Origin of the sequence: Blautia sp. NSJ-175 (assembly GCF_022867815.1) — a bacterium.
Classification (GTDB): Bacteria; Bacillota; Clostridia; order Lachnospirales; family Lachnospiraceae; genus Blautia; species Blautia celeris.
Map to the genome: position 1 here is coordinate 185898 of NZ_JALIFQ010000006.1, position 20737 is coordinate 206634.

Annotated in this window: 23 protein-coding genes; 16 read left to right on the top strand and 7 right to left on the bottom strand. The window is 44.9% G+C overall.

All coding sequences use genetic code 11. The features are described from left to right. The first annotated feature begins 57 nt into the window (after nucleotides 1–57). Nucleotides 58–261 (top strand): helix-turn-helix transcriptional regulator, encoded by a 204-nt coding sequence (locus tag MUB35_RS11695; protein WP_033140560.1) that lies wholly within the window; start codon nucleotides 58–60, stop codon nucleotides 259–261. Continuing rightward, nucleotides 258–716: a DUF6773 family protein gene (locus tag MUB35_RS11700; RefSeq protein WP_054353771.1), complete on the top strand. Its 459-nt coding sequence runs from the start codon at nucleotides 258–260 to the stop codon at nucleotides 714–716. The genes MUB35_RS11695 and MUB35_RS11700 overlap by 4 nt, the downstream gene beginning before the upstream one ends. A 61-nt stretch (nucleotides 717–777) precedes the next feature. Here the strand turns inward: MUB35_RS11700 and MUB35_RS11705 are convergent, their stop codons facing one another. Then, nucleotides 778–990 carry a cold-shock protein gene (locus tag MUB35_RS11705; protein ID WP_018594431.1) on the bottom strand — a complete coding sequence of 71 codons (213 nt, stop codon included), beginning with the start codon at nucleotides 988–990 and terminating at the stop codon, nucleotides 778–780. 361 nt (nucleotides 991–1351) lie between these two features. Here MUB35_RS11705 and bcp point away from each other — a divergent pair, with 361 nt between their 5' ends. The 8 genes from bcp (at nucleotide 1352) to MUB35_RS11745 (ending at nucleotide 7236) form a co-directional block, all read left to right on the top strand. Beyond that, nucleotides 1352–1804 carry a thioredoxin-dependent thiol peroxidase gene (bcp, locus tag MUB35_RS11710; RefSeq protein ID WP_227212064.1) on the top strand — a complete coding sequence of 151 codons (453 nt, stop codon included), beginning with the start codon at nucleotides 1352–1354 and terminating at the stop codon, nucleotides 1802–1804. Nucleotides 1805–1812: 8 nt separating this feature from the next. Further along, the gene (locus MUB35_RS11715; RefSeq protein WP_244806243.1) at nucleotides 1813–2880 is read left to right on the top strand and encodes a hypothetical protein; all 1068 of its coding nucleotides are present in this window, start codon (nucleotides 1813–1815) and stop codon (nucleotides 2878–2880) included. After that, the gene (locus MUB35_RS11720) at nucleotides 2861–3202 is read left to right on the top strand and encodes a hypothetical protein (RefSeq protein WP_033140556.1); all 342 of its coding nucleotides are present in this window, start codon (nucleotides 2861–2863) and stop codon (nucleotides 3200–3202) included. The genes MUB35_RS11715 and MUB35_RS11720 overlap by 20 nt, the downstream gene beginning before the upstream one ends. A gap of 13 nt (nucleotides 3203–3215) precedes the next feature. Continuing rightward, nucleotides 3216–3989, top strand: a complete 774-nt coding sequence (locus MUB35_RS11725) for a hypothetical protein (RefSeq protein ID WP_244806244.1) — start codon at nucleotides 3216–3218, stop codon at nucleotides 3987–3989. Continuing rightward, the gene (locus MUB35_RS11730) at nucleotides 3986–4846 is read left to right on the top strand and encodes a hypothetical protein (protein ID WP_103731977.1); all 861 of its coding nucleotides are present in this window, start codon (nucleotides 3986–3988) and stop codon (nucleotides 4844–4846) included. The genes MUB35_RS11725 and MUB35_RS11730 overlap by 4 nt, the downstream gene beginning before the upstream one ends. 142 nt (nucleotides 4847–4988) lie before the next feature. Then, nucleotides 4989–5240, top strand: coding sequence for a hypothetical protein (locus MUB35_RS11735; protein WP_103731978.1), 252 nt, complete (start codon nucleotides 4989–4991; stop codon nucleotides 5238–5240). 237 nt (nucleotides 5241–5477) lie between these two features. Continuing rightward, complete coding sequence (locus tag MUB35_RS11740) at nucleotides 5478–6140, top strand: GPP34 family phosphoprotein (RefSeq protein WP_244806245.1); 663 nt, start codon at nucleotides 5478–5480, stop codon at nucleotides 6138–6140. Between the two features lie 208 nt (nucleotides 6141–6348). Continuing rightward, entirely contained in the window at nucleotides 6349–7236 is an 888-nt protein-coding gene (locus tag MUB35_RS11745; RefSeq protein ID WP_244806246.1) for a hypothetical protein, read from the top strand. A gap of 128 nt (nucleotides 7237–7364) precedes the next feature. On the opposite strand, the gene MUB35_RS11750 is transcribed toward MUB35_RS11745, so the two are convergent. The 4 genes from MUB35_RS11750 to MUB35_RS11765 form a co-directional block, all read right to left on the bottom strand. Next, entirely contained in the window at nucleotides 7365–7658 is a 294-nt protein-coding gene (locus MUB35_RS11750) for a DUF6442 family protein (RefSeq protein ID WP_054351065.1), read from the bottom strand. A gap of 130 nt (nucleotides 7659–7788) precedes the next feature. After that, a complete protein-coding gene (locus MUB35_RS11755) occupies nucleotides 7789–8022 on the bottom strand; it encodes a hypothetical protein (protein WP_054351066.1) in 234 nt (77 codons plus the stop codon). Nucleotides 8023–8252: 230 nt separating this feature from the next. Next, on the bottom strand, nucleotides 8253–9248 hold the full coding sequence (locus MUB35_RS11760; protein ID WP_033140548.1) for an SPL family radical SAM protein: 996 nt from the start codon (nucleotides 9246–9248) through the stop codon (nucleotides 8253–8255). Between the two features lie 27 nt (nucleotides 9249–9275). Then, on the bottom strand, nucleotides 9276–10133 hold the full coding sequence (locus tag MUB35_RS11765) for an AraC family transcriptional regulator (RefSeq protein ID WP_103732937.1): 858 nt from the start codon (nucleotides 10131–10133) through the stop codon (nucleotides 9276–9278). A gap of 244 nt (nucleotides 10134–10377) precedes the next feature. Here MUB35_RS11765 and MUB35_RS11770 point away from each other — a divergent pair, with 244 nt between their 5' ends. The 6 genes from MUB35_RS11770 (at nucleotide 10378) to MUB35_RS11795 (ending at nucleotide 17741) form a co-directional block, all read left to right on the top strand. After that, nucleotides 10378–12957: a glycoside hydrolase family 3 protein gene (locus MUB35_RS11770; RefSeq protein WP_244806247.1), complete on the top strand. Its 2580-nt coding sequence runs from the start codon at nucleotides 10378–10380 to the stop codon at nucleotides 12955–12957. Nucleotides 12958–13095: 138 nt separating this feature from the next. Continuing rightward, complete coding sequence (locus tag MUB35_RS11775) at nucleotides 13096–14022, top strand: hypothetical protein (protein WP_244806248.1); 927 nt, start codon at nucleotides 13096–13098, stop codon at nucleotides 14020–14022. Nucleotides 14023–14082: 60 nt separating this feature from the next. After that, the gene (locus MUB35_RS11780) at nucleotides 14083–14559 is read left to right on the top strand and encodes an RNA polymerase sigma factor (protein WP_054351069.1); all 477 of its coding nucleotides are present in this window, start codon (nucleotides 14083–14085) and stop codon (nucleotides 14557–14559) included. Further along, nucleotides 14556–15263, top strand: coding sequence for an anti-sigma-I factor RsgI family protein (locus tag MUB35_RS11785; RefSeq protein WP_033140543.1), 708 nt, complete (start codon nucleotides 14556–14558; stop codon nucleotides 15261–15263). The genes MUB35_RS11780 and MUB35_RS11785 overlap by 4 nt, the downstream gene beginning before the upstream one ends. Nucleotides 15264–15440: 177 nt before the next feature. Further along, the gene (locus MUB35_RS11790; protein WP_118594107.1) at nucleotides 15441–16727 is read left to right on the top strand and encodes an alkyl/aryl-sulfatase; all 1287 of its coding nucleotides are present in this window, start codon (nucleotides 15441–15443) and stop codon (nucleotides 16725–16727) included. Between the two features lie 93 nt (nucleotides 16728–16820). Next, nucleotides 16821–17741, top strand: a complete 921-nt coding sequence (locus tag MUB35_RS11795) for a MerR family transcriptional regulator (protein ID WP_255785683.1) — start codon at nucleotides 16821–16823, stop codon at nucleotides 17739–17741. 48 nt (nucleotides 17742–17789) lie between these two features. On the opposite strand, the gene MUB35_RS11800 is transcribed toward MUB35_RS11795, so the two are convergent. Beyond that, nucleotides 17790–19829, bottom strand: coding sequence for an ABC transporter permease (locus tag MUB35_RS11800; protein WP_244806249.1), 2040 nt, complete (start codon nucleotides 19827–19829; stop codon nucleotides 17790–17792). Further along, nucleotides 19819–20583, bottom strand: a complete 765-nt coding sequence (locus MUB35_RS11805) for an ABC transporter ATP-binding protein (protein WP_244806250.1) — start codon at nucleotides 20581–20583, stop codon at nucleotides 19819–19821. The genes MUB35_RS11800 and MUB35_RS11805 overlap by 11 nt, the downstream gene beginning before the upstream one ends. Nucleotides 20584–20737 lie beyond the last annotated feature (154 nt).

Here is a 20737-nt window from a genome sequence, read left to right on the forward strand (position 1 = left end):
TATAGTTGACATATCTTTGGGAAAGGAATATAATGAAAGTATCAAAGGAGGTGTGCCGTGAAGAACATGAAGTTAAAAATTGCCAGAATGGAAAAGAATCTCTCACAGATTCAGCTGGCAAAGATGACGGGCGTTACCAGGCAGACCATTGGTATGATCGAGGCCGGCGATTTCAATCCGTCGTTGAAACTGTGTATTGCTATATGCAGAGCACTGGACAAGACATTGGATCAGTTGTTCTGGGAGGAGGATGACCTATGAACAAAAAATTTTATGATGAAAGACAACAGCAGGATGCAGACCGGAATGGAAGGAAAGCGTTTGAAGGTACCTTTTTTGTGCTTGCTGCGGTAATCATTGCGCAGATGATCCTGGCGCAGGGCGATGTGCGGCAGGTACTGGGAGAGACCATAGCGATTCTGGCCGGCGGAGGCATCTATTTGGGGCTGACAGTAAAAGACGGGAATCTGAACAGGCATACGCCGAGAGTGATGGAAAATCTTATCATCAGTCTTAGCTGCGGTGTGTTTTTTGCACTGTTGTTTATAGTGACAATGTATCTGAAGACAGCGGGCAGAACGTCTTTGCAGGTGCTTGGTATATGGGGTGCAGGCTGTATGGTTCTGTTCTTTGTTCTGGGGATGGCAGTGCTGACAATTCTGGCAAAGAGTGCCGAAAGACGGCAGAAGAAAATGGAAGAGAAGTATGACGAATAGTAAAAAGGATAAAAAAGAGGCTGCGCATGGGAATGCGCGGCCTCTTTTATGCAATCAGGAATTATGCTGCACAAACATTAACTGCTTTCAGTTTTCTGCTGTCTTTCGGATCCTGCTCTGTATCGAATGTTACTCTCTGTCCTTCGTCAAGGCTTTTGAAACCATTGGAAACAATAGCGGAAAAATGTACGAATACATCCTCTCCTGTATTGGAATCAGTAATAAATCCGTATCCCTTCTGAGCGTTAAACCATTTCACTGTACCGTTATTCATAATCAGTACCTCCATATATAATATTTGGTCGTAATAAAATAGAAAAAAGCCAACACAACAATGAATTAAATGGAATCATTGTCTGATCGGCTCTAAATTCAAATTAATCACTTTCTGTATCATATCATGGAGAATGGGGAATGTCAAGAAAAACTTTTGAGATGTGAAAAATAAGAAAAACACCGGATGCAGTATGCAACAGAAGAGACTTAAACGGACACATATTTAAAAGGATATGCAGGAAGGCGCAGTGTGTTGCGTTAGACAGGGAATGAAGTTATAATGATAGCAGATGGATTTTTCGGGTAAACGGCGGAAAAATAAGAAATGAAAATATAAAATGAGAAACGGAGGAAGAAATATGCTGGAAATCGGCAGTAAGGCACCGGAATTTTGTTTGTTAAATCAGGATGGGGAAGAAACAGCTCTGAGTGATTTCAGGGGAAAGAAAGTGGTGCTGTATTTTTACAGTAAGGATAATACGGCCGGGTGTACGAAGCAGGCCTGTAACTTTGGAGAGCTATATCCGCAGTTTATGGAAAAAGGTGCAGTGGTGCTGGGAGTTAGTAAGGATACGGTGGCTTCCCACAAGAAATTTGCGGAGAAATATCACCTGCCTTTTACTTTGCTCTCGGATACGGAGCTGAATGTGATCCGGGCATATGATGTCTGGAAAGAAAAAAATATGTATGGGAAAAAGGTCATGGGGGTGGTGCGGACCACGTACCTGATCGATGAAAACGGAGTGATAGAAAAGGCATTCGGTAAGGTTAAGGCAGCGGATAACCCGGCGCAGATGCTGGGAGAAATCTGAGAGGGATCATGAGAAGGGAAAGGGCTGTTTTAGGGGTGTTTTCGTGTATGCATTTTCTCGTGGACGCAGCCTGCGCCTTTGCCATGTACGGGGTGTTTCGGGGGAGGGATGCCTGGTACTGGCATATATTTTTGTATAATTTCTGTGCGTTTGCGCTGCAGATGCCGCTGGGGGTTGTGCTGGACGGGATATGCAGAGGGAAGAGTGCGGTTGAAAAGTACAGATGCTCTGCGGGGATTGCAGTTTTGGGAGCTGTGCTTACGCTGGCCGGCGGATTTACCCATGTGATAGTTCTGGGAATCGGAAATGCGCTGTTCCACGTGGGAGGCGGCGCAGGCACGATCTGGTCCAGTGAAGAGGAGCGCAGTGTGTGTACACGACTGGGTGTTTTTGTGGCACCCGGAGCACTGGGGTTATTTTTAGGAAATGTGTGGAGTCAGTCTGCTGTCAGGGGATGGATCGCTTTAGCGGGAGCGTTGGCACTGCTGTGTTTTGGGGGGATGCTCCTGTGGCTGGGACGAGGAGAAGGTTTTGGAAGCTGTTTTGGCAGATTTGGAGAGAACAGGTCTGCATCAAAAGGCGGAATGGTGGTTGTCTGTTGTTTCCTGGTGGTGGTGCTGAGGTCCTATGTGGGGATGGCAGTTGTTTTTCCGTGGAAGAATACTGTTTTCCTAGGCGTTGTGTGTACCGCGGCTGTGGCGGGAGGAAAAGCGGCGGGAGGATTTCTGTCTGACCGGATTGGAATATACAGGGCAGTGACGGTTTCTCTTGTTTTTGCAGCTTTGATGTATGGATTGGGAAGTTTTTGGGGAGCCGGTATACTGGCGCTTTTATTTTTTAATATGACCATGCCGCTGACGTTATTTCTTATGTGGAAGGAGATGCGGGAACAGCCGGGACTGGCATTTGGTGTGCTGACGTTTGCTTTGTTTTTGGGTTTTTTGCCTGTCTATTTCCAGAATGTACTGCCCATGGATTACCGGCTGACCGGGAGCTTGGGAAGTTTACTTTCCCTTGTGATGCTTATGGGGGTGATAAGGCGGAAAGGAGCGGCGGATGGTTCTGTATCTGATTAAAATGTTTGGTGTTTCGCTGGGACTTACCCTTATGATAGAGGAAGCTGCTGCGTGGATTTATGGGATAAGGCGTGGAAAAGATTTTCTGCTGGTCTGCCTGGTGAACATACTGACCAATCCGGCGGCTGTGTTTCTTGCCTGGGTTTGGAGAATGTATATGCCGGATGGGGGGAAGTTTCTGTTTTATCTTGTGGCAGAGACAGCAGTAGTCGTAACGGAAGGAAAGATTTATAAGGCATATCTGCTGGAGGGGAGACATCCTGTATGGTTTTCACTGGCGGCTAACGGATGTTCCTTTCTTCTGGGGCTTATGATCGGCTAACGGAGGGGTGTGTATGAAAAAGGGAGTGGGGCTGTTTTTGCTGTTGATCTGTTTTGGTATTCAGGTTATGGAGGTTTCTGCAGATGTTATATTTGAACCGCAGGATATTTTTTACAAGCATCATGCAAATGAATGTGAATACGTGAACCATTTTTTTATAGTCAATGGCTATGAAGGAAAAACAGAACTTTATAAAAGTCCTCTGTCTGATAAAGTGAAAGCAGTTATGAAAAATAACGAAGAACACTATATTTCATACGTTTATACAGACATTAAGGGGAACGAGTGGGGATTGGTTGAGGATGTAGAGGACACAGAGGGATGGGTTCCCATGGTTTATATGTTTTCTCATTATGGAAGAGATTCTTTTCTGGAGGAATATAAATCACAGATTAAAAAAGAGGAAGGCATTGTTGCGGTTGACAGCAATGAGAAGATGTATTATTGGACGTATCCCGGTTCAGGTGATCCTTATAATGTGAAAACAGAAGGACATCCTCTTAATTACGACCGCGTTTTTATAGATGAGGAGGGGCTTAAATGGGCGTATGTAAATTACTATTATATGGGATGGCATTCATTTTGGATTTGCGTGGATGACCCGTCTAATCTGAATCTTCCTGTCCGGGAGGTTGACGATGAGATGCCGGAACCACCGGAATCCATTGACCGTGTCTATGGAGATGTTACGGTTTTTGTCTGGTTTGCGGCCGGACTTGCTGCAGTGCTTGTGATTGTGACCGGGTGTCTTATTTGGGGAATATATGGGAAAAGAGGAAAGGTATGAAAAAAAGATTACATATATTTTTGTTGGTATTACTGTGCATTGTTTTTCAGACTGCAGCAGTACATGCAGATCTGATTTTTGAGCCCGAAGACAGTTTTTATGAAAAACACGCAGATGCATGTGAATATGTGAACCGTTCATACATTGTCAACGGTTATGATGGGGAAACGGATGTCTATGAAAGTCCGGAATCCGCAGAAAAAGTGATGACTGTTAAAAACAGGGAGAAATACTATATTTCGTTTGTCTATACAGACAGGAATCATGTGAAATGGGGATTTATAGAAGATGGTCAGGAAAACAGCGGCTGGGTGCCCATGGACTATATGTATCCTGTGTATAACAGCCAGTCATTTTATGAAGAGTATAAGGATAAGATCACACCGGATGAAGGCATTATACCAAATGTGACAAAAGGAGATGTCATATATGGATGGACATATCCCGGGTCTGAGACAAAATATAAGATAGAAGTTATGGAGGATACGTTTGATTACGGTTCTACATTTACGGATGAGGAAGGGCATCAGTGGGGAAATGTAGGGTATTATATGGGAAACAGGGATTTCTGGGTGTGCGTTGATGAGCCCCAAAATCCCAATCTGCCGGTCAGGGAAATTAATGAGGAGGTGAAGGAAGCGCCTGAGAAAATTGACGGTGTTCCGGGGACTTCCGCAGAGGTAGATAACGGTACGGATAAGAATATAAGAAATGAAAAGGCAGATAAACAAACTGCAGAAAATGAAAATGCGGCCGGGACCGGTACAGAAAATATATGGACAGCGGCTTTGCTGGTTGTCCTGACAGCGGCGGTTACAGGGATTATCATCAAGAAGTTTTTCGGGAAAAAGAAGTGACGGCGGATTATGAAAACTCAAGGTCGAAGGAATCATTCGATATAATTGTCACTGTTAGTTACAATGTGATAAATGTATTATTTTGTAAATACAAGGACATTTCCAGCGAAATAATCATAGATACTTTGCGAGGAGAAAATATATGGATAAAATCGGATTTGCATTGTCTTTTATTCTGTTTGAAATAGGATGTATATGTCTTTTTATTACTGCGCTTTTTGATAAAACGATTCCGGTCATTGGGAAAATGGCAAGTCAATTATCAGAAACTCAAAGCTATAGCGATACTATGTATTTGACAAATTACATGGGAATTTACATATATTGTGCAGTAATAATGATAATTGGTGTGTACTTATGTGTGTTTTTTTACAGAAAGAAAAATCGAAATTGAAAAGCTTCTCATAACCATAAGCTTTATATAAAATCCAATTAAGGAGACTGTCATAAAAAACGGCAGTCTCTTTTTGTTATACACATACAAAAGCATACCGTTCAGGAAGAGATGTATACCGTTTAGGAATTATGCACTCAGCAGAGGTATGCAATATGCTAAAGTTAGTGCATGGAATAAATGAAAAAATACCGCAGCCTTGTTTAGCAAACACTAAAAAATTTGGAGGTAACACACATGAACAGAAAATCAATCGCACAGGAATATTATATTTTAGCCACAAATGAAAATGGATATATGCCGGTAATGCATCAAGACGAATCTATCGCCGGAATCGTGGCGGCGGGTATTATGGACTTAAAACTTAACGGCGTAATTACAATGGAAAATAAAAAAATCACAGTAATCAAAGACATTCCGAATGAACTCAGTCATATAGAACCTCTCTATACATATTTGAAGCAGAAATCACGCACGATGAATCAGTTAATGAATTATTATATGCTGTCAATTGGCAGCAGTATGAAGAAACTAACAGCAGAGCTGGGGGAGTCTTTGCTCCATGATGAAATGGCGACGAAAGGGAAAGGTGGTTTATTCGGCCATAAAACCATATATATTCCGGAAAAAAACCATAAGGAGGAAATGATCAGTATCTTAAAATCAGCGGCAGCTAAGGAGGAAAATTCTCCTCATGATATGGCGCTCATTTATTTATTGATGGAAACAAAGAATCTGTATCGATATTTTACAAATGAGGAATTCTATGAATTAAAATCTAAACGGAAAAAAATGAAGAAAAATCCTCAATATAAACAATTAGATGATATGTTAAATTATGCGGGGGATTTGATGTTTCTTGTTTTTATAGTGGTTGTTATATTTTTTGTTGTCTTTTAGGTTATGCAATCTTGTATTCTGGTTTGCTGACATTTGATTTATTGTTAAGGAGGGACGTAAATTAACACTTAGATAGATAAACTCCAGTGATAATAGGCTTTCGACGTAAGACTGACAGAAAATTGGAATTGGAACATATAGAAAAGTAAAGTGGAAGGTTTATGACGTTTGTGCTATTATTATATTACAAATGTATGGGAGGAATATCTTGAAAAGTAAAAAAGTGAGAAAAAAGAAGGTTGTGTTAAATTCAGCTTTGGCCGTTATTATTGGCGGGGTATTAATGGGATGCTCTGCGAATTCAGAATCCCCTGAGAAGCTGACAAAAGAAAAAGAAGTCAAAAAAGAAACTACGAAGCTGGAAGACTTGGAATTGTCAGACCGGCAATTAATTTTTAAAACAGATGTGGAAGCACTGACAGAATTAAATATTCCGGAATATGCTTTGAAGAAAACCGTCAAACAATATGAAGTTAATGAAGAAGTCGGAGGTAGAATTTTTACTGAAAGCGGAGGGATGACCAGTATATCATATGGAGAGATTGGAGATGAAACGGTCAGTATGGATAAGGAGCAGGCTATTGCGAAGGCAAATGCGTGGATCCATACAGCATTTAATGAGTTTGATGCAGAACTTCTGGAAAAGAAAGAGCCTGTTGTAGCAGAGATGCTTAAAACAGAATTGGGAGATGAGGTTGAGGAATCTGTTATCGGATATAGGATAGAATACCCAAACGAATATGATGGTATAAAAATACAGTATGAGGGTATTAGTGTAATGTTGGATGATTATGGTGTTATCTATGGTAATATAACATGGAATGAATACGAAAAAATAGATTCACCACACGATTACGGAGCAGCTCAAAAAGTTGATTTTAAACGATCGGAAGAATTAATAGCAGACGTAATAACGAAAGAAAATAAGGAATTAGGATTAGATGAAAATAGCGAGGATGCAAAAGTGGTTAGTAATGTAGAATTAATATTTGCAGAAATCGGTGAGGAATCTTATACACCTGTCTGGTACTATGAAATGGAGGATGGGAGAACATATTACGTAAATTGTATGGATGGTCAAGCCAACAGCCTATGATTTATATATCAACAGAAGTGGTCAATTTTGTATCCCCCTAATTCCGGAAGGGAGACCGAAAGCCCGTCCTTCCGGAATTGGGGACAAATGTTGCAGTCCCGGCTGAGGGTATGCAGAAGACAGCCTTTTTATCCGGTAATTCCAAACCAAATAAGCAGGGCTGTTCCAATGATACCCAGTACGATTCCAATGATGAAATATGTTTTTTCTTTGTGTTCATCATACTTATATACAAGTGCGGCAGCGCCTCCGAAGAATAGGAGAGAAAGACTTCCCTTCCACGCAGGATTACCCTTTACAATACACATAATCGTCAAAATCTGTGCAGCGGCTGCTACAAAATCAAGCGCATGGCTTCTTGAACGGGTTTCAATCTGTTTATCGCATTCATTCTTTACAGGGCGCTGTATCTTTGTTTTCATTTCTGTCGTTCTCCTTTTCCTGAATCTTTTGTAATGGTACTAAGCGTTATCTGTTTGACAGGCAAACATGGGAGAGGAGACAGGTTTGTCTGAAATACAAAAAACGGACTCCCAAGAGCCCATTTTCTGCTTACCAGTCTTTCATGACCTGAAAGATTTCCTCTTCATAGTCACCGGTGATATCTTCATTGTATCCGCCGTGTTTTACATTCGTCTCCACGCCCCAGCCGTCTTCCTGGTACTCCCAGATATGATAAGGGACACCTCTGTAGTCAAAGTCCAGGCTGCCGCAGCCGTCCACTTCATTATATTGGAATTCCAGGGATTTCTCTTTCAGAAGAGTTTGTATTTTTTCCAGACGCATATGTATTTCCTTCCTTTCCGGTTATCTTCAGATAATATTGTAACAAAGAGAAAGAAAAATAGCCAGCCCTCATGGTAAAAATACTGGCGGAAATTTTGTATGCCGGATGATATGCAGTAATAAACATCCAACCGATAGGAAAGTATGTATCCTGACAGAAGCCACGTATCCCGGAAGATTCGCGGCTTCTTTTTCCGACATATGGATATGTGGGGATAAGTCGGAAACACTTAGCTGAAATATAATATTTCCATATTCGGCAGTTTTCTGGCAAGCTCTTTGCGGAAAAACAATTCGCCCTCCTGTCTGGACGGTTGATTATAGCCGTATTTGCCGCGGCCTCTGACCTGCATTTTATCTTTGTCGTAAAGGTCAGGGGCATCCGGGAATGCCTCCTCATTGATCTTGCGGTGGACAAAGCTGTAGCTCATGAAAATGATTTCTATAAATGCTGTTTTCTTGATCTTTTCCGAAAGCTTTTCCGATAGGACCGTGATCAATCCGCTGTACATATCCTGCCATCCGGACAGGAAAATAACAGGGGCAATGAGGATTCCGCAGGGGTATCCTGCTTCACACATCTGGTTCAGGGCTTCGATGCGTTTGTTTAAAGGGGAGGTGCCGAGTTCAATCTGCCGGATGATTTTTTCCGGATTTACGCTCATGCGGAATATGACCCTGCCACTGTGATGCAGGGAGAGAAGAGGCGCTACATTTGCAAATTTGGTCGGAAAGGTCAGGCGGCCTTTTTCATTTTCGGCAAAGCGTTCTATGGTCCATTCCAGATTGTGTGTGATGGTATTTTCCAGGACCAGATCGCTGTTGCTGCCGATTTCAAAGGTCAGATCTTCTGAAGCGCGGTTTGCTGTTTTCATGATTTTATCAAGCATTTCTTCCCGGTTTACGAAGAGACGCAGATAAGAGCATTTGTTATAGTTGCAGACCAGATAACAGTACAGACAGGCGGCAATGCAGCCGGATGAGGTGTAAGGTACCAGAAAATCAGAGACTTTGGCATTGGGTACATGCCGGTGTGTTTTGCGGATGCCGATAATGAGATACTGCTTCATTTCCCGGAAATCAGAGTTTGGGCGCGTGCGCAGTTCATCTATTTTATTGTGGCTGTCAATGGGAATCCAAGTTTTGTCCTGATATTTCTGCTTCAGGTATTTTCCCAGTTCATAGCCCATGGCTGCTTCTTCATAGTAGATTTTGTCTGGAAACATAATACGGACCTCCAAGTTAGTATAAACTTAGGATGGCAGTTCCGGTGAAAAATATTCCCTGATCTCGCTTCGTATCTTCTGCGGTGTATCGCCGTACAATTTTTTAAAGGTGCGCATAAAAACTTTGTAGTTACTGATGCCGTTTTTTTCCATGAGTACAGTGATGCTGTCGTCCGTATTTTTTAAATCTTCATATAAATGCATGGTGCGGACAGAGTTCAGGTATTCCAGAAAGGTCTGTCCCGTATACCGTTTAAAGAGACGGCAAAAGTATTCCCGGCTCACTGCCAGACTTGCGGCTGCATCGTCCAGAGTCAGCGGTTTTTGAAAATGGTTCCGTACCCAGTCCATGACCTGTGTGACACGTTCCAGGTCCCGGTTGGCCCCCGTTTCCGGTGCGGAAGGGGAGAGCGTGCAGAAGTTCCTATACAGATGGTACAGAAATTCATAGAGTTTGGCAGCAAAAAAGAACTGATAACCATTATCCTGACGGGTATAGGCATCCAGCATATGCTCCAGGCTCTGTCTGAGGCCGGAAAAGACCTCCCCGTTATCCGCAGGAGCAATCATAGTCTGAAAATGCAGTTCGGTGCCGGAAGGCAGAAAATTATGCAGATGCTCAGCGGAAATCTGCAGCAGAATATAACAGACAGAGCCATTGGCACGGGTCATATGGAGTTCTTTGCTGTTGATGATCATCAGATTGCCCGGGGTGAGCAGATAGGAACCCGCCTGTACTACTGCGGTCAGTTCTCCCTCCATCATATACAGAACTTCCAGATAATCATGCCAGTGGGCCGGAATGGTCAGGTCTGTACACTGGGAGAGCATGAATTTTGCAGGCAGACCGTTGTTTTCACTGATTTTCTCATAATAGTATGACATGGGCTTTTCTCCTTCCGGTCATGTGGTCTTGTCATGGTGTGTAATTTGAATTTATCAATACTGACAGAGAACCTTCTGGGAACATTCTAGCAAACCAGGTGAAAAATATCAATATCAGCCTATAAATAGTTAAAAAGAACCGTAGAAATTTCCTGTTTTATTCGTCATAATATAAGACAGGATAGCAGCTGGGAGTTACGGAACAGCTGCGGTTAATAAAGACAAGCAGTCTGGGAGGAATACCATGCAGTTAAAAAAGAAAACATTTACAGGAACAACTTCAAATGAAGTGACAGCCAGAGAGACAGAAAACAGAAAAATTGCCCGTCAGGCAGCAGCAGAGGGGTTTGTACTTTTAAAAAATGAGGACCATATTCTGCCCATCAAAAATGGTGCAAAGCTTGGACTTTACGGTGCCGGTGCAGTAAAGACCATCAAAGGCGGCACAGGCTCCGGCGATGTCAATGAAAGAGAATGCATCAATATCTGCCAGGGATTGAAAAACGCGGGATACGAGATCACAAGTGACGCCTGGCTGGAGGCTTATGCATCTCTCTATGAGGAGACACGGCTTAAATGGCGGGATGAGATATTGGGAAAACTGCCGGTATATAACAACAATTTTTTTGAGGCATATTCTACAACCCCGTTTTTCATGCCCTGCGGAAATCCCGTTGATGTGGAAAAGGCTGCTCTGGATGGTGCAGATACAGCCATTTATGTACTGAGCCGTATAGCGGGAGAAAATGCGGACCGTCATGACACGGAAGGTGATTATTATATTTCCGCGGAGGAAAAAGCGCTGATCGGTCAGTTATCAAAGGCTTATGATTCCCTTGTTCTGGTGATCAATACAGGAGGTCTTGTAGACCTGGCGTTTGCAGAGGAGTTTGACAATATTAAAGCTGTGCTGCAGTTTGTGCAGGCAGGGCAGGAGGGCGGCAATGCCTTTGCGGACGTGATATCCGGCAAAGTGACACCAAGCGGCAAACTGGCGGATACCTGGGCCCTTGATTATAAAGACTATCCGAGCAGTGATACGTTTAGCTTTAAAAACGGGGATGTGAATACAGAAAAATACCAGGAAGGCATTTATGTGGGATATCGGTATTTTGATACCTTTGACGTGCCTGTGCGTTATCCGTTCGGTTATGGTCTGTCTTATACGGATTTCTCAGTCAACACAAAAGGGGTTGAGGCTGTGAATACAGAGAGCGGAAAACCGGAAATCGCGGTAACGGTGGAGGTGACCAACACAGGTGATACATACTGCGGCAAAGAAGTAGTGCAGATCTATGTCTCCTGCCCTCAGGGAAAACTGGCTAAAGAATACCGCCGTCTTGCCGGATTTGCCAAAACAGAGGAATTAAAGCCGCAGGAGTCCTGCAGTATGACCATTACATTCCCGGTATACCAGCTTGCCTCTTTCGATGAGGAGAAGGCAGCCTGGATTCTGGAGGGAGGCACTTATGGTATCTGGGTGGGCAGCTCCATTCAGGATGCAGAGCCTGCAGGAAGTCTGTGTCTGAACAAAGATGCCGTTCTGGTACAGTGTGAACATATCTGCCCGCTGAAAGAGGAGCTGAAGGAGCTGACACCGGACCATGGCAGGATGATGGAGAAAGAAGCTGCCTGGCTGGAAAAAACAGCAGGGCTTCCCTGTGTACATATGAGCGCAGAGAATATAGGAAAAGAAATCGTGGTTTACTCAGAACTGCCGGAACATTTTACCGGCAGGGCGGGTGAGATTGTGGAGTCCCTGTCCCGGGAGCAGCTTGTGCTGATGGCGACCGGAGACCCGGGAAAAGGCCAGGATGCTGTACTCGGTTCAGCAGGGATCACTGTGCCGGGAGCTGCGGCTGAGACCTCCTCCGCTGCGTCCGGGGAACCCTGGAATCTGCCGTCCATGGCTCTGGCAGACGGCCCTGCAGGGCTGCGCCTGAACCAGAAATATCAGGTGGTTGACGGAGAAATCGTACCTGAGAATTTCATGAACTCTATAGAAAAAGGATTTTTCGCAGAGTCGGTAAAAGAGGAAGGAACCTCCTATTATCAGTTCTGTACTGCGATTCCGGTGGGAACACTCTTAGCCCAGACTTGGAATGCCGAACTTGTAAAAGAAGTGGGAGAGATGATAGGAAAGGAGATGGAACTTTTCCAGGTGACTTTATGGCTTGCACCGGGCATGAATATTCACAGGAACCCTCTCTGCGGAAGAAACTTTGAGTATTATTCCGAGGACCCTCTGCTGTCAGGTATCATGGCTTCTGCCATGACTCTGGGTGTACAGAAGGTACCGGGATGCGGAACCACCATCAAACATTTTGCTTGCAATAATCAGGAGGATAACCGTATGGGTTCCGACTCCGTACTCTCCGAGCGCGCGCTGCGCGAAATCTATCTGAAAGGATTTGAGATCGCAGTGAAAAATTCCCAGCCCATGTCCATTATGACCTCTTATAATATGATCAATGGCGTGCATGCTGCCAACTGCTACGACATTTGCACCAGGGCAGCCAGAGATGAATGGGGATTTGCAGGCGCCATCATGACAGACTGGACGACGACCTTTGCGTCCCCCAGAGGCGAGTGTACAGCGGCAGGCTGTATGCGTGCGGGCAATGATATGGTAATGCCGGGCATTCCCCAGGATCATGAGAACATCCGTCAGGAGCTGTCAGAGGGAACGCTTAACATACAGGAGCTGAGACGCTGCATCTGTAATACCGTAAATCTGATTCTGCAGTCCAACCGTTATGAGGATGCAGTCAGCTATCTGGAGCAGTTTACAGGGCTGGATTCATATCTGAAGGTGGAAAAGTAAAAAAATAAAATAAATTTCATATTTTTGAAAGGATTCCTCCGGTCCAATCGTTTTATTAGTATAAAGAGGAGTTTCCGGGCGTTCTGCCGGGAAGAAACCGCTGAAAATAAAAGGATGAAGAATCGGAGGAATAAAAAGATGAAGTTTGATAAAAGAAAAGTTTTAGCTGCCGCGGCAGCAGGTGTGCTCCTGGTTGGGACAATGAGTACCGTTGTGATGGCAGGAGGAAAAGGGGATCACAGCCGTCTGTGGTGCCGGGATAGTGTGTGCAGGGAACATGGAGCAGACTGCTCATATACGGAAACCTGTGCAGGAACAGATTGTCAGAAGAGGGAAGACTGTGAACATGGAGCAGGTTGTCAGAACCCGGGCAACTGCGTCTATGGTACTTCCGGACAGAGCCGGGATACTGTCATAAACGGAACAGGCAGCCGTGACCGTACAGGTGTTGTAAATGAAGCGGACAGCCAGAATCGTGCAGACACTGGGAATAAAGCAGGCAATCAGAGTGGTAAAGGCACTGCAAATGAAGCGGACAGCCAGAAACGTACAGGTACTGCGAATGAAACTGACAGCCAAAACCAGTTCGTCACTGTGAACTATGAGGACAGTGTGAAACAGACATCTGTCGGGAATAATCCAGACAGTCAGGCAGATGCCGCAGACAGTCAAAACCAGACAGATTCTGCGTATCATGCAGACGGTCAAAACCAGGCTAATACTGTCATCACCGACAGCATAAATAGAACCGACTGTCAGAATCCGGAAATCTGCATGAATGGAACCGACTGCCGGAACCAGGGAGTCTGCATGAACAATGAAGACTGTCAAATCCAGGAGAAGTGTGAGTACGGCGCCAACTGCCAGATTCATGAAGCCTGCAGGAACAGCGCAGCCTGTCAGAATTCGGAAGAGTGTGAGTACGGCGCCAACTGCCAGATCCATGAAGCCTGCAGGAACAGCGCGGCCTGTCAGAATCCGGAAGATTCTGTGAACGGCACAGACACTTTCGGGGGCCATGGGAAACATCACGGTAGCAGTCATGGAAATCATCACGGAAAATAAGACAGCATCAAGGAAAAGAAGACAGATAGTATCATATAAAGCCGAAAGGATTTCATTCACATGATGACAAAATGGGACATCAATGTAATAGTGGAAGAATACGCAGATACCATAACCCGTATCTGCTATTCTTATGGAAAGAATTATGATGACACCCAGGACATTATGCAGAACGTCTTTTTGAAGCTGATGCGCGCCAATCCGGAATTTGACTCTAAGGAACATGAAAAAGCCTGGATCATCCGGGTGACGATTAATGAGTGCAAGGATTTCCTGAAGAATATTTTCCGCAGGCATACTTCCCTGGAGGAAGCACAGGAAATTCCCATAGAGGAGAAGGAGGATTTATCTTACATACGGGAGGCAGTCCTGAAACTGCCGGACAAATACAAATCCGTTATTTATCTCTTCTATTACGAGGGATACACAGCAGTGGAAATAGCGGGAATCCTGCATAAAAAAGAGAATACCGTTTATACCTGGATGAACCGTGCCAGACAGATGCTGAAGGATATGGTAGGAGGTGACGTGGAGTGAGCAGAAAAATCAGAGACGCATTTGATTCTGTAAAAGCAGATGAGCAGATGAAGGAAAAAACAAAGGAAACCCTGATCGCCCAACTGGATTCCTGTTCAAAACGCCGCTTTTACCAAAGACCGGTATTTTACCGGACACTGGCAGGGGCTTTGCTGCTGGTACTGGTGTTTGCGGGGAGTATGAGGGCTTATGAGATAAAAGCCGAGGCAGCATATATCACTATGGAAGGCCCGGTTGAGATCGGTCTGTCCGTAAACGGCAAAGAAACGGTGATTTCAGCGGAGGGTCTGAACGAAGACGGAGAGAGCATAATCTCCCAGGTGGATGTGACGGGAATGCATTACCAGGAAGCGCTGCAGGCCATTATGGAGACAGATTCCTATCAGGAGTGCCAGGGGGATAAGGCAAAGGTGAAGGTTTCCTGCCATGATGACGAGCAGGAGGCAGATATGCAGCAGAGCGCCAATGAGGCCTGCCACTCATACGGTCAGCAGTACCGTGAACATCACAGCCGGGAACATGACACGGAGACAGAAGGCCACAGAGAAAAACACAGCGGCCAGGGCAATGGAAAACACGATGAGAAATCCAGGGGTGACCAGTCGGAAGAGAGTCAGGAAAATCAGCAGAGCAGTCATTCTTCCGGCGACTCAGACTATGAAAATACAGAACACGGGCATAGAAACGGGCATCACGGAGAATAAACACAGCATGACAGGACATAAAAACATCACCACAAAAAACGGCATCAGCCATTACGGCTATGCCGTTTTTTCGTCCATTTCCTTCTGCCTTCTGGCATCGGCAGCAAGTTTCTCATGTTCACACCCCTGTAATTGTGGTAAAATAGAGAAAAACCAAAGGAATGGAGGCATAATTATATGCTTATAGAAAATGGCGGTCAGACATTACGGGACTTTACAGAAAAAAATTACAAAGAAACCGTTTCTGAAGTGACAAAAGGGGTGTGGTTCGTATCAGGCTTCGGGCACAGCAACGCTGTCTTTGTTGAGGGGGCTGCCGGCGTTATTTTAATTGACACTCTGGACACCCTGGAGCGCGGGCAAAGATTGTCAGAAATCATTGAAAAGAATACTGGCAAAAAAGTAAAAACCATTCTTTATACACACGGACATCCCGATCACCGGGGCGGCGCAGGGGCATTTCAGGAAAGCGCGGAGGAAATCATAGCCTTTGAACCTGTAACTGCTGTATTGGAAAAAACGGAACTTCTGCAGGATATTCAGAATCTGCGGGGAAAACGGCAGTTTGGATATTCTCTCACAGACGAGGAAGCCATCTCTCAGGGAATCGGACCGCGGGAGGGCGTGGTCTACGGGGAACACAGGGCTTTTGTCCCACCGACCAGGGTTTGTCAGCAGGAGCGCATTGTCAGAGAAATTGACGGGGTACAGGTCGAGATGGTTCGTCTTCCGGGTGAGGCGGAAGAACAGCTCATGATATGGTTCCCTGAAAAGGAAGTGCTGTGCTGCGGCGACAATTATTTTGGCTGTTTTCCCAATTTATACGCGATTCGCGGCGGACAGTACCGCAATCTCGCAACGTGGATCCACAGTCTTGATGTGCTCATGTCTTACCCTGCAGAATATCTTCTGCCGGGCCATACAGCGCTGATATCCGGCAATGAAAAAATCCGGGAAGTGCTGGGGAATTTTAAAAATTCTATTGACTATATTCTCACCAAAACATTAGAGGGAATGAATGCAGGCAAAAGCCCGGAAGAATTGGCTTCTGAAATCCGACTGCCCGGGGAATATGCAAATCTTCCGTATTTGGCGGAGCATTATGGATGTGTGGAGTGGACGGTACGAGAGATTTATTCGGCATATTTAGGATGGTTTGACGGAAATCCGACGAATCTCCATCCCCTTGCTCCGAAAGCGCATTCCGAAAAAATGCTGGATCTGATAGGCGGCAAAACGAAAACTTTTGAGGCGGCCAAAAAGGCACTAAAGGAAAAAGAGTACCAGTGGTGCCTGGAGCTCTGTGATCTGCTGCTGGCTGCGGAACCTGACAGCAAAGTGCTGCAGTTAAAAGCCGCAGCTCTGGAAAAAACGGCAGAATACGAAACAAGCGCAAATGGGCGCCATTATTATATGGAATGCGCAAAAGAACTGCTCCGTGCAAACGGAGATATCCAAGGATAAAAATTATATTTCCCCCTTTTAAATTTATTGAAAAACATTATTGACTCTCACGTTCCGTGATAGTGTAAGATGAAATTATCATAGAAAAGAAATATGATACAGAGCTGCAAAAAACACATGGACAGAAGGGAGTGGAATCATATTAAGACAGTAAAACAGGTTTCTGAGCTAACAGGGATCAGCGTAAGGACATTACAGTATTACGACGAGATAGGGCTTCTGGCACCAACGAAGCTGACGGATTCCGGCTACCGCTTATACGATGACGCTGCACTTGGAACCTTGCAGCAGATACTGTTTTTCAAGGAGCTGGATTTCTCTTTAAAAGAGATCAAAGCAATTATCGAAAATCCGGCCTTTGACAAAACAGAGGCGTATAAGCAGCAGAAACAACTATTGGAGACAAAGAGAAAACGGCTGGACAAAATGATTCGTCTGTTGGGAAAATTAGAAAAGGGGGAAACGTGTATGAGTTTTGAAGAATTTGATACAAAAGAATATTTTGACATGCTGTCCGAATTCCGGAAGGAGCATGAGGATGCTGTCATAAAAAGCTTTGGAAGCATGGAAGCATTTGATGACTGGGTGAGTAAGTGGAAAGGAAAAGAGTCCTTCCTGGTTGACGCTGCCAAGAAAAATTATGACAGCATGGAAGATTTTATATCTGCCATGAGAAAGAACCTGGAACATATGCCCGAATTGATGGAAAAAGGACAGAAACTCAAAGAGGACGGCGGACTGCAGCGGAACAAGGAGCTTACAGAGGCTCTGGTATCCGATCTGACAAGAGACCCGGGCTCGGAGGAAGTGCAGGCGACCATAAAGGAATGTGTGGAGATCACGGAAAAACTGTACGAAGGAATGGAAATGGGCAAAAACTTCTGGGAAAACATGATTGACGGCTATCTGCATGAAAAACTTTTGATTGATACTATGGATAAAAACTATGGCAAAGGGGCCTCTGAATTTATAGGAAGAGCCTACCAGTATTTTATTCAGAACAGAAAAGCATAGGGGACAGTATCAGGGGGAAGTCCGGTAAACCGGGCTTCCCCTTAAATGTTATTCCACATCAGGCACTTTCTGCGCGGACATGATATTCCGTTTGAATTCAATGTAAGTTGCGATAAAGTAAATTATATACACACCGCCGAACAGCAGCAGTGCAAGCCCGAAGTAAGACCAGGACGGTGCCTGCACACCGGAGTATTTGACGAAATTATGGCTGATAAAGCCCACAATGCCTCCGCTGAGCAGTACCGCTCCTGCAAAGGGGCAGATATAGTAAATGACAAGCTGCCGGAAAATTATCTGGTTCAGTTCCTTTGTCCGCATGCCCAGTTTGCCGAGAAGCTGATAGCGGTATTTGTATTTTCCGGAATCTGAGAGCTGCTGGACTGCCAGCACTGTGAGCGCCACACAGAGGAACACAAGCCCTACATAGATCAGCGGAAAGATCAGGGTGGAGAGCAGAAATTTCATTTCCCTTGCATCGTTTTCTTTCAGAAATACCAGCTTATCAGACACATAGATGGCATCTGATCCGGTTCCCCGGTCCAGGCTGTCCATATAGTTATCCAGCTCTTCATAGGAATCATTTTTCATATTGATGCCCCACATGGACAGCACCTGGTCGTAGAAATCATCCGGAAGGCTGCCTTTTATACTGGCTGCCATGAGGGAGTAGTAAGGCGTCATGGAGGCCGCCGTTTCATCCGGGACGACCAGTATATAATCAGCACCGTTGTGTCCGCTTTGCTCAAAGGTATCGGTATAGATTCCGGCACAGACATAGTCCTGCCCCTGAATGTGCAAAGGGGTTTCGGAGAACGGCAGCAGTGTTTTTTTTAGCCTCTTTTTTGTCTGTATCAGATACTGGTCCTGCTGAAGGCTGACCGGCTCCAGATGCAGCATCTGCCGCAGGCGGTTGTAATCGCTTAAACGCATATAGGTGTCGTATTTAAAACAGGAGTAATAGTAAGTGTCGTTCTCAGAAAGCGCTTCCGTAAGATAACGATTGCAGGAATTGGTATGATCCTGATAAATCTCATAGGCCAGAAAATCTGTGATTTTCGCGTACTTTTCCGTCAGCGCTTTCTCTTCGGCAAAATCATAATCGGTATGTTCGTTGTATATGCAAACATCAAAGGGATATTTTTCCTGCACCTGTGTGTTTTGAAACTGGTTCAGCGTCAGGGCATCCGATACCCCCACCAGGGCCACCATAAAAAGAATCGTGAGTGTGCCCAGCGTAAACTGCATGGTTTTTACTTTGGAGGCAAGCTGCCTGAGAAGGAATATATTGGCTCCGTTATATACGCCGGCTCTTCCTTTCCGGATGTAGCTGATAAGAAAAGCGGAGAGCCCCATGTACAGAAAATAGACGGAGACAATGAGTGCCGCGATCATGGGATATACATTCCATTGATTAAAATGCCCAAAGTACAGCATCCAGCCAAACAATAGAATCGTGAATAGGGAGACAAAAAACATCCACTGTTTTCCCGATTTATTTCCGTTTTTCAATTCCTCATTCTGGCGGTCTAGGTACATCATCTCACGGATATTCATTTTCTTAAAACGCCGGTTGCTCCGGAACATTGCCAGCACATAGGAGCCGAAGAAAATCCCTGCAGTCATAAAAAAAGTCGCTATGTTCCATTGGATATGGATCGTGTAGTCAGCCTGCACAATGGCATAGATCAGGGTTGTGATAACCTGCTGCAGAAAGAGGCCGGGAAGCAGGCCGATGAAGAAAGCAGCCAGGCCCAGAAGCAGCATTTCTTTTAAAAACAGCCTTGCGATCTGCTTTTTGTGAAATCCGAGAAGCAGATAGGTGGCAAATTCCCTGCTTCGTTTTTCCGCCATGAATTTCATCATATAGTGCACCAGCCATATCATGATGAGCACGATAAAGAAGGTGGCCAGACCCAGCATGGCGCCCATCATTCCCGCCTCGGCGCATAGCTTTTTTACATCCTCTGAGAAGATCATGGAGTCAAAGGAGAACATCAGGGCAGCAGTGAATACCATGGTCAGAAGATAGATGAGATAGTCTCGGAAGGAGCGTTTGGCATTGCGAAGAGCCAGCTTATTCAGCATCCCCATCACCTCCTGTCAGGGAGAGCACATCCAGGATCTCATCCAGGAATTCCTTCCTGCTTCTGGAGCCCTTCTGCAGTTCATGAAAGATTTTTCCGTCCTTTAAAAATAAGATGCGCTTGCAGTAACTGGCAGAAAAAGCGTCGTGGGTGACCATTAAAATGGTGGCATTCATCTGTTCGTTCATATGGGTAAAAGTCTCCAGGAGCATCCGGGCAGATTTGGAATCCAGAGCGCCTGTAGGCTCATCCGCGAAAACAATTTTCGGATGGTTGATCAGTGCCCTGGCACAGGCACAGCGCTGCTTTTGTCCGCCGGATACCTGGTAGGGGAATTTGTCGCAAAGGGGCAGGATATCCAGGCGCTCCATGATTTTTTTCGTCCGTTCCTGGATCTCCTTTTTGCTTTTCTTTGTCAGTGACATGGCAAGGGAAATATTCTCCTGAATGGTCAGCGTGTCGAGCAGGTTGAAGTCCTGGAAGACAAATCCCAGATTGTTTTTCCTGAAATCAGCCATTTTATCCTCGCTGAGCCTTGTGATGTCCTCGGGACCGTAATAGATATGGCCTGAGGTAACCATATCCACAGTTGCCAGCAGATTTAAAAGTGTTGTTTTGCCGCTTCCGCTGGCTCCCATGATACCGGTGAACTCGCCCTTGCTGACAGTAAAAGAGATGCGGTCCACAGCTTTTATGAGATTGTTTTTACTTCCGTAATATTTTTCCATATCCTCCACACGGATTAATTCTTCCATCTTGTTATCCTTCCTTTCCGGCTGTTGTACAGGGGAGTTTCCTGTTCTTGGTTCTATGATACCGGAAAGCGTCTGTGTTTCATATCAATGTAGTCTGCAGTAAACTTACAATTTTGAAAGATTGGCGTTACTGTTCACGGCCAATGTTCCGCGA

Bases quoted from the DNA above. Each gene is read 5' to 3' on its own strand.
- MUB35_RS11700 (WP_054353771.1), top strand. From the start codon at position 258: ATGAACAAAAAATTTTATGATGAAAGACAACAGCAGGATGCAGACCGG.
- MUB35_RS11705 (WP_018594431.1), bottom strand. From the start codon at position 990: ATGAATAACGGTACAGTGAAATGGTTTAACGCTCAGAAGGGATACGGA.
- bcp (WP_227212064.1), top strand. From the start codon at position 1,352: ATGCTGGAAATCGGCAGTAAGGCACCGGAATTTTGTTTGTTAAATCAG.
- MUB35_RS11715 (WP_244806243.1), top strand. From the start codon at position 1,813: ATGAGAAGGGAAAGGGCTGTTTTAGGGGTGTTTTCGTGTATGCATTTT.
- MUB35_RS11720 (WP_033140556.1), top strand. From the start codon at position 2,861: ATGGTTCTGTATCTGATTAAAATGTTTGGTGTTTCGCTGGGACTTACC.
- MUB35_RS11725 (WP_244806244.1), top strand. From the start codon at position 3,216: ATGAAAAAGGGAGTGGGGCTGTTTTTGCTGTTGATCTGTTTTGGTATT.
- MUB35_RS11730 (WP_103731977.1), top strand. From the start codon at position 3,986: ATGAAAAAAAGATTACATATATTTTTGTTGGTATTACTGTGCATTGTT.
- MUB35_RS11735 (WP_103731978.1), top strand. From the start codon at position 4,989: ATGGATAAAATCGGATTTGCATTGTCTTTTATTCTGTTTGAAATAGGA.
- MUB35_RS11740 (WP_244806245.1), top strand. From the start codon at position 5,478: ATGAACAGAAAATCAATCGCACAGGAATATTATATTTTAGCCACAAAT.
- MUB35_RS11750 (WP_054351065.1), bottom strand. From the start codon at position 7,658: ATGAAAACAAAGATACAGCGCCCTGTAAAGAATGAATGCGATAAACAG.
- MUB35_RS11755 (WP_054351066.1), bottom strand. From the start codon at position 8,022: ATGCGTCTGGAAAAAATACAAACTCTTCTGAAAGAGAAATCCCTGGAA.
- MUB35_RS11760 (WP_033140548.1), bottom strand. From the start codon at position 9,248: ATGTTTCCAGACAAAATCTACTATGAAGAAGCAGCCATGGGCTATGAA.
- MUB35_RS11765 (WP_103732937.1), bottom strand. From the start codon at position 10,133: ATGTCATACTATTATGAGAAAATCAGTGAAAACAACGGTCTGCCTGCA.
- MUB35_RS11770 (WP_244806247.1), top strand. From the start codon at position 10,378: ATGCAGTTAAAAAAGAAAACATTTACAGGAACAACTTCAAATGAAGTG.
- MUB35_RS11775 (WP_244806248.1), top strand. From the start codon at position 13,096: ATGAAGTTTGATAAAAGAAAAGTTTTAGCTGCCGCGGCAGCAGGTGTG.
- MUB35_RS11780 (WP_054351069.1), top strand. From the start codon at position 14,083: ATGATGACAAAATGGGACATCAATGTAATAGTGGAAGAATACGCAGAT.
- MUB35_RS11790 (WP_118594107.1), top strand. From the start codon at position 15,441: ATGCTTATAGAAAATGGCGGTCAGACATTACGGGACTTTACAGAAAAA.
- MUB35_RS11795 (WP_255785683.1), top strand. From the start codon at position 16,821: ATGATACAGAGCTGCAAAAAACACATGGACAGAAGGGAGTGGAATCAT.
- MUB35_RS11800 (WP_244806249.1), bottom strand. From the start codon at position 19,829: ATGCTGAATAAGCTGGCTCTTCGCAATGCCAAACGCTCCTTCCGAGAC.
- MUB35_RS11805 (WP_244806250.1), bottom strand. From the start codon at position 20,583: ATGGAAGAATTAATCCGTGTGGAGGATATGGAAAAATATTACGGAAGT.